This is a genomic window from Bacillus sp. ISL-45, assembly GCF_018613195.1.
Lineage (GTDB): Bacteria > Bacillota > Bacilli > Bacillales > Cytobacillaceae > Mesobacillus.
In genome coordinates, this window is record NZ_JAGGQQ010000012.1 from 1 (window position 1) to 11,745 (window position 11,745).

Consider the following 11,745-nt stretch of genomic DNA (forward strand, 5'->3'; position numbering starts at 1 on the left):
AACCAAAATAGATTACTCGTTTCTCTTGAATTCTTCTTACACATTATCTAGTTTTGAGGGAATAAAAGCTTTTCATTAAGTGAAAAACTTTCTTAAATTTTCTCTTGCAAAATGCATAAAAGACAGTATAATAGATATTGTCTTTAAAAAAATGTCTGGTGGCGATGGCGAGAAGGTCACACCCGTTCCCATACCGAACACGGAAGTTAAGCTTCTCAGCGCCGATGGTAGTTGGGGGTTTCCCCCTGTGAGAGTAGGACGCCGCCAGGCAGGATGCATTTTCATCCAATCTTCAAAGATGTGGATCGCGTATCCAAGTCGGAGAAATAATCATTATTCCGCAGTAGCTCAGTGGTAGAGCACTCGGCTGTTAACCGAGCGGTCGTAGGTTCGAATCCTACCTGCGGAGCCAATTTGGAGAGCTGTCCGAGAGGTCGAAGGAGCACGATTGGAAATCGTGTAGACGGTCAACGCTGTCTCAAGGGTTCGAATCCCTTGCTCTCCGCCATAGAAACTTTATATCTGGCCCCTTGGTCAAGCGGTTAAGACACCGCCCTTTCACGGCGGTAACACGGGTTCGAATCCCGTAGGGGTCACCAGAATTTTTTCGCCTAAGCGAAAAAATTATCCTTTGAAAAGTATCAGCGAACATATTACGGAGGATTAGCTCAGCTGGGAGAGCATCTGCCTTACAAGCAGAGGGTCGGCGGTTCGATCCCGTCATCCTCCACCATGATTTTTTACGAAGTAAAAATAATCTTCAATTATTACCGTCGCGGGGTGGAGCAACAAGCGTTACTTCACTGTATGAACTGCGAGTTGTACCGATCGAGCAGCAGCTTGAATAGGCTTCCTGAGATCGGGACAGTCATTGCTCTCAAGGAGCATGAACAAAATGATATTCTTTATTACCGTCGCGGGGTGGAGCAGTCCGGTAGCTCGTCGGGCTCATAACCCGAAGGTCGCAGGTTCAAATCCTGCCCCCGCAATCTGGTCCCGTGGTGTAGCGGTTAACATGCCTGCCTGTCACGCAGGAGATCGCCGGTTCGATCCCGGTCGGGACCGCCATTTTTATTAAAAGTGGCAAAGTTATAGTGGCTCAGTAGCTCAGTCGGTAGAGCAAAGGACTGAAAATCCTTGTGTCGGCGGTTCGATTCCGTCCTGAGCCACCATATATACAATACCTGGCTATTCAGGGAATTTGATAAAATGGGTTTTTTAACATCAAAAAAGATGTTATAGTGGAGGGGTAGCGAAGTGGCTAAACGCGGCGGACTGTAAATCCGCTCCCTCAGGGTTCGGCGGTTCGAATCCGTCCCCCTCCACCACTTAATATAGGGGTATAGTTTAAAGGTAGAACGAAGGTCTCCAAAACCTTTGGTGTGGGTTCGATTCCTACTACCCCTGCCAATTTTATAATGGCGATTGTGGCGAAGTGGTTAACGCACCTGATTGTGGTTCAGGCATTCGTGGGTTCGATTCCCATCAGTCGCCCCATTATAATTCACAAATGTAATAATAAGAGCATACAATATATTGGGCTATAGCCAAGCGGTAAGGCATCGCACTTTGACTGCGACATGCGTTGGTTCGAATCCAGCTAGCCCAGCCATTTTTTGCGGAAGTAGTTCAGTGGTAGAATACAACCTTGCCAAGGTTGGGGTCGCGGGTTCGAATCCCGTCTTCCGCTCCAAAAATATATGGCGGCATAGCCAAGTGGTAAGGCAAAGGTCTGCAAAACCTTTATTCACCGGTTCAAATCCGGTTGCCGCCTCCACTAACTCATTAGTGGCAGCAAGAAAGCAAGACATTTTAATATGCCGGTGTGGCGGAATTGGCAGACGCGCACGACTCAAAATCGTGTTCCTTCTGGAGTGTCGGTTCGACCCCGACCACCGGTACCACTTTTATTATAAACAGGATTTCCTGTTTTCTTTATTTCATAAAGATATGTATGCGGGTGTAGTTTAGTGGTAAAACCTCAGCCTTCCAAGCTGATGATGAGGGTTCGATTCCCTTCACCCGCTCCATACATACGTGACTAACGCAGTATGTCGTTTCCAGAAAACGATATACTGCGTTTTTTCTTTTCTTTGTCTTTGTTAAAAACTGAAAGTTGGTTTCACAGTGTTTGAAAAATAAACGGAAAATATCCGCTTAAATTGGAAATGACCCTTATTTTCTTAAAAATAAGAGGAACTTTTCCGTTTATTTCATCCAAATCGTTGTATTTTGTCTTATTTATAGCAGTTAACCGGAATACCTCCGCTTATTCCGCTTCATAAGCTTTCGCCATATACAATAGCCGGAATTTCTCCGCTTAAGAATGCTCATACCTACTTGAAAATTACAAGAAATGATAGCAAAGCCTTTTCTTTTCATTTCTTTAAATCTTCCGCGAGAAGAAAAAGGATGCCTTAGCATCCCGAAATTTTATATGTGCCAGCTCCGCCATGGATTTGGGTAAACATGTTCATAAGTGACTCGGTCATTTTTTGCTTCCCTTCAGGTGAAGATGATGGCCTTAGATAAACAATCTGCAGTGCATTAGTAGTTTTTTCTGTTACGGCAGTCCTTTCTGAATCGACAAATGGGCTGCCGAATGGTCCTTGTTCATCAGCAGAGATAATTAGGTTTGCCAGGTTATTGGCTCTGCCATTTAAACCAGTGTACTCTTCGTTTTCTTCTCCAATTTTAATGGTTACATCCCCCACTAGCTTATCACTGTCATAAACGCCAATTGGGATTTGATATTCAAGCGAGAAGAAATTATTTAAATCTATCGCACTATGTATGGGTTGAAGGTAATTCTGCTTTGCGATCCGGCGGTAGAGAGCTTCTGCTGAGTGTCTGTACCGGTTTGGGTCCTTCCCTGTAGTTTTGAATATTGACCGCCACTCTTTTATGCCTTCAAGATCCGTTACGTTTTTTTCCAGAAGGTCGAAGTAAATTGACTCCTGGAAAAGCTGCAATCTGCCTTTTAACATTTGCGGAGACTCGCCTACCTGTATTTCTTTATACTCGATAATCCCGACTGAGAATCCGGGAATAAGATCACATAATGCACTGGAAACTTGAATTTCCATTGATTCCACCTCCAAATTGGCTTTAAAATAGTTTATCATAAAAGTAATTTGCTTTTAAATTTAGGAATTCAATATAGATAACAAAATTGAAAGGAGGAAACATCAATGGATACAGCTAGCCTGAAAAAAGATATTATTGAATACAGCAAAACGATTGGCATCGATAAAATTGGTTTTGCAGCTCCTTCAGCTTTTGAAGAGATGAAGGTCAGGTTATACAGGCAGCAGGAATTACAATATCAATCCGGGTTCGAGGAAAAGGATATTGAGAAGAGAACTGAGCCTTCCCTGATTTTTGACCGTCCTAAGACAATCATCTCGATTGCACTAGCTTATCCTTCAAAGATGAAGACGAAAGTTGTCAGCAAGAAGGGAGAGCGGCGTGGAGTCTTCTGCCGTGCATCCTGGGGGACGGATTACCACGTGGTCCTAAGGGACAGGCTGAAAAAACTGGAGGAATACATTGTATCGAGGGTACCTGATGCGAGGTTTAAGTCGATGGTCGATACGGGCGAACTTGTGGACAGGGCTGTTGCCGAACGGGCGGGGATAGGCTGGAGTGGAAAGAACTGTTCCATCATCACACCAGAGTTTGGATCATATGTTTATTTGGGTGAGATGATCACAAATCTTCCATTTGAACCCGATACGCCGATGGAGGATCGTTGTGGCAGCTGCAATAAATGTGTGGAAATCTGTCCGACAGGAGCTCTCGTGCAGGGCGGCCAGTTAGATGCGCAAAAATGCATTGCCTTCGTGACTCAGACTAAGGGCTTTTTGGCAGACGAGTTCCGTGAAAAGCTTGGTAACCGCTTATATGGCTGTGATACTTGCCAGACAGTTTGTCCCGAGAATAAAGGGAAGGATTTTCACTTTCATCAAGAAATGGAACCTGATCCTGAGATTGCGAAGCCGCTCCTGAAACCTCTACTGACCATGAGCAACCGTGATTTTAAAGAAAAGTTCGGGCATGTATCCGGTTCGTGGAGGGGCAAGAAGCCTATTCAGCGCAATGCGATCATTGCTCTTGCGCATTATAAGGATGATACTGCAATACCAGAGCTGATTATGGTGTTGAAGGATGACCCTAGGCCTGTGCTCAGGGGAACAGCAGCATGGGCCCTTGGCAAAATCGGCGGCCGTGATGCTTTGGACGCATTGAAACATGCTTCTGTTGTAGAGAAGGATGAGGAAGTATTAAATGAGATCAGCAAGGGAATGGAATTTTTCAAGGGCAACTCAGAGTCGAATATAACTTTGTGAGAAGGATGGATTTTTAGAAAATCCATCTTTTTTTATGCGTGAAATCCTGGAACACTTCATAAATATGAATGGTGAAGGGAGAGATGAACATGCGTGAGCAACTGCAGGAACTGTTGGAACAGCGTGTCCTTCAATGTGTTTCCATGCCGAGAAATCAATTGCACGAGTGCCCCAGTATAGAGCAGAAAAAGCAGAGTTTTGCCAGCAGATCTGCTGAAATTGTAAAAGCAAAGGCAAATGGCAGGGTTGAAGAGAAATTTGAAAATAAGGAGAATGCCTCGATTTTATATGAGGTTCATTTTCAGTATTTGATTAAGCAGCGGGGTCTATTTTACATGGAGGAGGAAGTGGAGAAGAGGCAGGCGGAATTTTACAAGGGTGTTCTGGTAAAGGATGAAAAGCTAAATGAGATCAGGGAGTCTAACGGCAGCGATGAAGCGTTGCCTGCTTTTGCGCAGCAGGAGGGAGACCAGGAGAGGAAGGGCTTCAGATACGACAGGCTGAAGGCCGTCCAGTATGCAGAAAGATGGTGGAATGACTACAACCCTGCATATAAGAAGTTCGAGGTTGATTGTACCAACTATATCTCACAATGCCTGCATCAGGGCGGAGGACCGATGCGCGGGTATCCAAACCGCAGCAATGGCTGGTGGATGCAGAATGATAATTGGAGCTTCAGCTGGTCGGTAGCCAATGCGATGCGCTGGTACATCCCAGGGTCCAAGCTGGGCTTAAGGGGGAGAGAAGTAAACAGTGCTGAAAAACTAAAGCTTGGTGATGTCATCTGCTATGATTTTGAGGGAGATGGACGTTTCGACCATACTACAATTGTTACGGGACACGATGCGGATGGCATGCCGCTAGTCAATGCTCATACGTATAACAGCAGGATGCGATATTGGGCTTATGAGGATTCGACCGCTTATACCCCGAATATTAAATACAAGTTTTTTACGATTACGGATGATTACGACGATATTTGATGGCTTAATGACAATAGTACGGCGCCATTTCTTTTGCTGAGAAGGAGTGAAGTGGTATAATAGCTTTAGTTTTTAACAGAGGTGAAAGTCATGGCATTGCATGTAGTATTATACCAGCCGCTCATACCAGCAAACACTGGCAATATTGCTCGCACATGTGCTGGTACCGATACCGAGCTTCACTTAATCAGGCCGTTGGGATTTTCAACGGATGACAAGATGTTGAAGAGGGCGGGTTTGGATTACTGGGAGCATGTGAAGATTCACTATTATGATTCGCTTGAGGATTTTTATCAACAGAACGAGGGCGGAGAATTCTTTTATGTGACCAAATTTGGCAAAAAGGCGCATTCCGATTTTGATTATAGTGCAGCCGAAAAGGATTTCTTTTTTATTTTTGGCAGAGAGACGACAGGACTTCCTAAAGATGTGATCGAAAACAATATGGAGACATGCCTGAGGCTGCCTATGAATGAAAATATCCGTTCATTAAATCTGTCTAACACAGCCGCTATTTTGATTTATGAAGCGCTTAGGCAGCAGGATTATCGAGACTTGCGTAAATACTAGGAGGCCTGACCAGGTCTCCTTTTTGGCATGCCTAAGTGCCAGCTGGGATTTTGAAGACGACTGGTACTTTGCAGTGAATTAAAATGTTACTTATCCAGGCTATATATATTCCAGAAGGAGTTGTTATTTAAATGAACCAGGTAATCGAGACTCTCTTACAGCATCGTTCGATCAGGCGTTTTACGGATACACCGCTGGATCGAGAACAAATTGAAGCAATCGTGAAAAGTGCTCAGGCAGCATCAACTTCGAGCTTTATACAGGCGTATTCAATAATCGGTATAACAGATCAGGATAAAAAGACCAAGCTTGCAGAGTTGGCTGGTAATCAGGCTTATGTGGCGAATAGTGGCCATTTTTTTGTATTTTGTGCAGATCTTCATCGACATAAGGTCATATCAGAGATGGAAGAGTCAGATCTTGATGATTCGATTGAGAGTACAGAGAAATTCATGGTTGCCTTGATCGATGCGGCTCTGGCAGCCCAGAATGCCGCCATTGCGGCCGAATCCATGGGACTGGGGATTTGCTATATAGGAGGAATACGGAACGATCTCGAGGCAGTAAAGGAGGTTCTGAAGACACCAGAACATGTTATCCCGCTGTTTGGCATGGCAGTAGGATATCCTGACCAGGACACGGACGTAAAGCCGCGTCTGCCTCTCGAGCATGTGTATATGGAAAATGAGTACCAACAGGACAGGGGTGTGTTTGAAAAGCAGCTCCGCGACTATAATACCACTACTTCAGAATACTACCGGGAAAGAACCGGAGGAAAACGTGAGGACACCTGGACGGAACAGATGGCAAAAATGCTTGGGCGAAAATCAAGGATGTACATGAAGGAGTTTGTGGAAAAACAGAATTTGAATAAAAAATAATCATAGAAAAGTAAAAAAGCTGCCAATCGGCAGCTTTTTATTTTTTGTTGACTCCCGGCTTATCATCGTAACCGCCTGTGAAAATAGCAGCTAGAAATGCAATACTTACGCCTATAATTAGGATTAGTTTCATGTATGTAAGCCTCCCTTTTTATCGTTTTGTTCATATAGAAATCATTATATCCTATTATGCTGCAACTGTGAAGGATGGGCTTATTTTTTCCTTTAGGAGGTAAAAAAGGACAATCCTCCTTGCAGAACGTTTACGCATGTTCAAATTGTTTGCTGCATAGAATTTATTAATCGTCTCTTGATAACGCTAGATGGGGAGGTCCATATGGATATTTTAAAAAAGATTGAGATGTATCGCCAGGGTGAAGAGAAGCTTAAATGGGAAGGGACGTTCAGGGAGTATCTTGAAATTGTTAAGGAACAGCCGTGGGTAGCTCAATCGGCACATTCGCGTGTATATAATATGATCAAGGATGCAGGAATTGAAAAAGAGAAAGGCAAGAAGCGCTATTCCTTCTTCAATTCACAGTTATTCGGCCTTGAAGAGGCGCTGGAAAGGCTTGTCGAGGAGTATTTTCATCCGGCTGCGAAAAGGCTTGATGTCAGAAAGAGGATTTTACTGTTGATGGGACCTGTAAGTGGAGGTAAATCAACACTCGTCACCATGCTGAAAAGGGGGCTTGAGGCGTATTCGCATACAGACAGGGGAGCAATATATGCAATCAAAGGCTGCCCTATGCATGAAGACCCGCTGCATATGATTCCGCATCATTTGCGCAAGGATTTTTATGATGAGTATGGCATCAGAATTGAAGGCAATCTCTCACCGCTTAATATGATGAGGCTTGAACAAGAGTATGGCGGCAGGATTGAAGATGTCATCGTAGAGCGAATCTTCTTCTCCGAGGATAAGCGGACGGGAATCGGCACATTCAGTCCATCTGATCCCAAATCCCAGGATATTGCGGATTTGACTGGCAGCATTGACTTCTCGACCATCGCGGAATATGGATCTGAGTCCGATCCGCGAGCCTACCGTTTTGATGGGGAATTAAATAAGGCGAACCGCGGGATGATGGAGTTCCAGGAAATGCTTAAGTGTGATGAGAAATTCCTCTGGCACTTGCTGAGCCTGACGCAGGAAGGCAATTTTAAAGCGGGAAGATTCGCATTGATTAGCGCGGATGAATTGATTGTCGCGCATACGAATGAAACGGAATACCGTTCTTTCATTTCCAACAAGAAGAATGAAGCCTTGCATTCACGTATCATTGTGATGCCGATTCCATATAACTTAAAAGTGACCGAAGAAGAGAAGATCTATGACAAGATGATCAGAGAAAGTGATGTAAATGATGTCCATATCGCGCCGCATACTCTGAGGGTGGCTGCGATGTTCACGATTCTTACGCGCCTTAAGGATCCAAAAAAGGGCGACATCGACCTGATCAAGAAGATGAGGCTTTATGATGGAGAAAGTGTCGAAGGGTACAACAGAGCTGATGTTGAGGAATTGAAAAAAGAGCATCAGGATGAGGGAATGAGCGGAATTGACCCTCGTTATGTCATCAACCGTATTTCTTCTACAATCATCAGGAAAGAAGTCAAAACAATTAATGCTTTAGACGTCCTGAGATCACTTAAGGAAGGTCTTGACCAGCATCCATCGATTACGGCTGAAACAAGGGAGCGCTACCTGAACTATATATCTCTTGCCCGGAAGGAGTATGACGATATCGCCAAGAAAGAAGTACAAAAGGCATTCGTTTACTCTTATGAAGAGTCAGCTAAAACCCTTATGGATAATTACCTTGATAATGTTGAAGCTTATTGTAATAAGGCGAAGATGCGTGATCAGCTGACTGGTGAGGAAATCAATCCTGATGAGAAGCTGATGCGCTCTATCGAAGAACAGATCGGCATTTCCGAAAACGCCAAGAAAGCCTTCCGCGAAGAGATTTTAATCAGGATTTCTGCCTACGCGAGAAAAGGCAAGAGGTTTGATTACAATTCGCATGACCGCTTGCGTGAAGCAATCCAGAAAAAGCTGTTTGCTGATTTGAAGGATGTCGTCAAGATTACGACTTCAACAAAGACTCCTGATGAGACGCAGCTGAAGAAAATCAATAATGTCGTCGCAAGATTGATCGATGAGCATGGATACAACTCTACCTCAGCGAATGAATTGCTGCGGTATGTCGGAAGCCTGTTGAATAGATAGATTGTGAGGGCCTGCAGATTGCGGGTCCTTTTAGTTTATAAAATCCTGATAGCGGGAATAGTACAGGCAAGAGGTGATCAACATGAGTAAAAAAGAATTGCCAAAAGACTATGTCCCTAAAAATAGTTCCATGGCTCGAAATGAGGAAGAAATCGAAAATCTTGGAAAGCAAATGGAACACCGCCGTACAGGCGAAGTATTGAAAGAAGAGTATGATAAAGTACCGGATCCAATCCAATTTGATAAAGAGAATGAAAAGGAATAACCTTTGCTGACCATGCAGAGGTTATTTTTTTGTGCACTTCTTTTAAGGGTTATATCCCTTATGGCAATGCGTGATTCGGCATCTTAAATCCTGAAGTTAAGCCGTTGCTTCTTTAAAATGGGCTTGTCCACCCGTAGGAGAAAAGGTTAATTGTCAAAATTATTTGTAAATTATTTTGTCTTCTTGCATAAGATAGAGTAATTACAATTCTCATAAGGGAAAAGTCCATCGGGATATTGTATGAAGGTATGCTGAATTGTGTTACTGTCAAAATGAAAATTTCAAAGGAGGGGTTGAAAATGACCGATGAAAGCAGTCACCAGTTTGTGATTTCCCAGGAAGATTGGTCCCTCCACCGCAAAGGACATGATGACCAACAGCGCCATCAGGAAAAGGTGCAGGAAGCAATTAAGAGCAATTTGCCTGATTTGATTACTGAAGAGAATATTATCATGTCCAACGGCAGGGATGTCGTAAAGATTCCTATAAGGTCACTGGATGAGTACAAAATCCGTTATAACTATGATAAAAATAAGCATGTCGGCCAGGGGGATGGAGACAGTAAAGTAGGTGATGTCGTCGCGCGTGATGGCTCCGGGCAGCAGCAAGGTCCGGGGAAAGGGCAAGGCGCAGGAGACCAGGCCGGTGAAGACTATTACGAAGCAGAAGTATCAATGATGGAAATAGAAGAAGCGTTATTTAAAGAGCTGGAGCTTCCGAACCTCAAAAAGAAGGAAGAACAGGAGCATCTTGTTGAAAATATTGAATTCAACGATATCAGGAAGACTGGATTGATGGGTAACATTGACAAAAAGCGGACCATGATGTCAGCTTACAAACGGAATGCCATGACAGGCAAACCATCCTTCCACCCAATCTACAAGGAAGATCTTAAATTCAAGACGTGGAATGAGGTCATGAAGCCCGATTCAAAGGCTGTTGTTCTTGCCATGATGGATACGAGCGGCAGTATGGGACTGTGGGAAAAATATATGGCGAGGAGCTTCTTCTTCTGGATGACGCGCTTCCTTCGCTCCAAGTATGAAACAGTCGAAATCGAATTTATTGCTCATCATACAGAAGCAAAGGTAGTCTCCGAGGAAGATTTTTTCTCAAAAGGAGAAAGCGGAGGTACCATTTGTTCATCCGCTTACCGGAAAGCACTGGAACTTATTGATCTGAAATACAATCCAAGCAAGTTTAACATCTACCCATTCCATTTTTCAGATGGTGATAACCTGACCTCCGACAATGCCCGCTGTGTAAAATTAGTAGAAGAGCTGATGAAGGTCTCCAATATGTTTGGTTATGGAGAAGTCAATCAGTATAATCGCCACTCGACCCTAATGTCCGCGTATAAAAACATTAAAGACGATAACTTCCGTTACTATATCCTCAAGCAGAAAGCTGATGTATTCCATGCGATGAAAAGTTTTTTCAAACAGGAAGAAAACAAGATGTATGCTTAATAAAAAGTCGGCAGGATAGAGCTCCTGCCGATTTTTCTATTTTTTCATCGTCTCACGCTGGATAGAAACTCCTATATTAACAATCTATTATTTTTCAATTCCGATCGCCTGGCTGCCCATCTGGACCCAGGCATTCTCGAATGGTGTCCGTGGGACGGCCTTATAACCCTCGCTGGCAAGGGGGTCGTTTATGTAAATGTACTCCTCGTCATAGCCGACAATCAAAACACTGTGTTCTTTGTAAGTAATCTTCACATTTCCGGTATTTGTCTCCCAAACAGTAAATTCCGATTCGGGAAGCGGCGCAAAGCTTGAATTCGTAATGACCCACACTGGCGATCCAGTGTCAATCAGTTCATAAACTGAATTTACGGATTGGCCAGTAATGTCCTTGACTTTTCCAGGCAGGTAATTCTCTGCAAGTTTTGCTACAGGACGGTGGTAAACGCCATATCCCGACTTGCTGAAGGTATAGATATCGCCTACGAAGCCATCATAAGGATTGCTGCGAACATAACTTGTGTCGCGGAAAGGTATTTTATGTATCTGTTCAGCCAGGTTCATTTTATCGGCTGCGATTCCTTCATACTGCAAAAGCATCGTTAAGCTGGTTACTTCACAGCCTCGTTGTAATTCGGGGAGCTGACTGATGTGCGGAACCCCTTCAATCATTTCTTTCTCCTCTGTACTGAAGAAATCCCCAAAAATTTTTTTATCTTCAATGGTCTTTGTTATGGAATGAGCTTCAGTTCGGGTGATTTTTGGTGCAACTGCAGCTTGTGTTTCTGCCGTTGGATTTTTAATCGATCGTAAATTTTCCGCTCCCAGGTAGGTCGCCAGGAAAATGCCTCCAATGGATAGTGTTCTAATAAGCAACTTTTTATTCAAAATATCGTCTCCTAACATTTCTCCTTCAGGCTGGGCATCTCTTACAATTTTAACCAAAGTTCGACAATGATTCAATAGACTAATAGAATAATATTGGAAATCGACTG

9 protein-coding genes, 15 tRNA genes and 1 rRNA gene are annotated in these 11,745 nt (G+C 43.7%); 23 read left to right on the top strand and 2 right to left on the bottom strand.

Features of this window, described 5'->3' with window-relative positions:
• Positions 1-154: 154 nt before the first annotated feature.
• The 16 genes from rrf to J7E35_RS16690 all read left to right on the top strand — a co-directional run bounded on the left by rrf (position 155) and on the right by J7E35_RS16690 (position 2,030).
• Positions 155-270: ribosomal RNA gene (rrf, locus tag J7E35_RS16615) — 5S ribosomal RNA — on the top strand.
• Positions 271-337: 67 nt separating this feature from the next.
• Positions 338-412: transfer RNA gene (locus J7E35_RS16620), tRNA-Asn, on the top strand.
• 4 nt (positions 413-416) lie between these two features.
• Positions 417-508: transfer RNA gene (locus J7E35_RS16625), tRNA-Ser, on the top strand.
• 16 nt (positions 509-524) lie between these two features.
• Positions 525-599, top strand: a tRNA-Glu gene (locus tag J7E35_RS16630).
• A gap of 58 nt (positions 600-657) precedes the next feature.
• A tRNA-Val gene (locus tag J7E35_RS16635) sits at positions 658-733 on the top strand.
• 182 nt (positions 734-915) lie between these two features.
• Positions 916-989, top strand: a tRNA-Met gene (locus J7E35_RS16640).
• 3 nt (positions 990-992) lie between these two features.
• Positions 993-1,068, top strand: a tRNA-Asp gene (locus tag J7E35_RS16645).
• Positions 1,069-1,096: 28 nt separating this feature from the next.
• Positions 1,097-1,172, top strand: a tRNA-Phe gene (locus J7E35_RS16650).
• Positions 1,173-1,243: 71 nt separating this feature from the next.
• Positions 1,244-1,328 (top strand) — tRNA-Tyr (locus J7E35_RS16655).
• 8 nt (positions 1,329-1,336) lie between these two features.
• Positions 1,337-1,410: transfer RNA gene (locus J7E35_RS16660), tRNA-Trp, on the top strand.
• Positions 1,411-1,421: 11 nt separating this feature from the next.
• A tRNA-His gene (locus J7E35_RS16665) sits at positions 1,422-1,497 on the top strand.
• 40 nt (positions 1,498-1,537) lie between these two features.
• Positions 1,538-1,612, top strand: a tRNA-Gln gene (locus J7E35_RS16670).
• 6 nt (positions 1,613-1,618) lie between these two features.
• Positions 1,619-1,693, top strand: a tRNA-Gly gene (locus J7E35_RS16675).
• Between the two features lie 9 nt (positions 1,694-1,702).
• A tRNA-Cys gene (locus tag J7E35_RS16680) sits at positions 1,703-1,777 on the top strand.
• Between the two features lie 42 nt (positions 1,778-1,819).
• Positions 1,820-1,904, top strand: a tRNA-Leu gene (locus tag J7E35_RS16685).
• Positions 1,905-1,956: 52 nt separating this feature from the next.
• Positions 1,957-2,030 (top strand) — tRNA-Gly (locus tag J7E35_RS16690).
• A 387-nt stretch (positions 2,031-2,417) separates the two neighbouring features.
• On the opposite strand, the gene J7E35_RS16695 is transcribed toward J7E35_RS16690, so the two are convergent.
• Positions 2,418-3,086: a B3/B4 domain-containing protein gene (locus J7E35_RS16695; RefSeq protein ID WP_214781593.1), complete on the bottom strand. Its 669-nt coding sequence runs from the start codon at positions 3,084-3,086 to the stop codon at positions 2,418-2,420.
• 105 nt (positions 3,087-3,191) lie between these two features.
• Between J7E35_RS16695 and queG the strand changes: the two genes are divergently transcribed.
• From queG to yhbH, 7 genes are all read left to right on the top strand, one after another.
• Positions 3,192-4,349, top strand: coding sequence for a tRNA epoxyqueuosine(34) reductase QueG (gene queG, locus J7E35_RS16700; RefSeq protein ID WP_214781595.1), 1,158 nt, complete (start codon positions 3,192-3,194; stop codon positions 4,347-4,349).
• A gap of 89 nt (positions 4,350-4,438) precedes the next feature.
• Complete coding sequence (locus J7E35_RS16705) at positions 4,439-5,332, top strand: amidase domain-containing protein (protein ID WP_214781597.1); 894 nt, start codon at positions 4,439-4,441, stop codon at positions 5,330-5,332.
• Between the two features lie 90 nt (positions 5,333-5,422).
• Positions 5,423-5,902: a tRNA (uridine(34)/cytosine(34)/5-carboxymethylaminomethyluridine(34)-2'-O)-methyltransferase TrmL gene (trmL, locus tag J7E35_RS16710; RefSeq protein ID WP_214781599.1), complete on the top strand. Its 480-nt coding sequence runs from the start codon at positions 5,423-5,425 to the stop codon at positions 5,900-5,902.
• 131 nt (positions 5,903-6,033) lie between these two features.
• Positions 6,034-6,783, top strand: coding sequence for an oxygen-insensitive NADPH nitroreductase (nfsA, locus tag J7E35_RS16715; RefSeq protein ID WP_214781612.1), 750 nt, complete (start codon positions 6,034-6,036; stop codon positions 6,781-6,783).
• Between the two features lie 337 nt (positions 6,784-7,120).
• Positions 7,121-9,016: a PrkA family serine protein kinase gene (locus tag J7E35_RS16720; protein WP_214736151.1), complete on the top strand. Its 1,896-nt coding sequence runs from the start codon at positions 7,121-7,123 to the stop codon at positions 9,014-9,016.
• A gap of 82 nt (positions 9,017-9,098) precedes the next feature.
• The gene (locus J7E35_RS16725) at positions 9,099-9,281 is read left to right on the top strand and encodes a hypothetical protein (protein WP_214781614.1); all 183 of its coding nucleotides are present in this window, start codon (positions 9,099-9,101) and stop codon (positions 9,279-9,281) included.
• 299 nt (positions 9,282-9,580) lie between these two features.
• Positions 9,581-10,750: a sporulation protein YhbH gene (gene yhbH, locus J7E35_RS16730; protein ID WP_214781616.1), complete on the top strand. Its 1,170-nt coding sequence runs from the start codon at positions 9,581-9,583 to the stop codon at positions 10,748-10,750.
• An 87-nt stretch (positions 10,751-10,837) separates the two neighbouring features.
• On the opposite strand, the gene J7E35_RS16735 is transcribed toward yhbH, so the two are convergent.
• Positions 10,838-11,638, bottom strand: coding sequence for a C39 family peptidase (locus J7E35_RS16735; RefSeq protein WP_214781618.1), 801 nt, complete (start codon positions 11,636-11,638; stop codon positions 10,838-10,840).
• Positions 11,639-11,745: the final 107 nt, after the last annotated feature.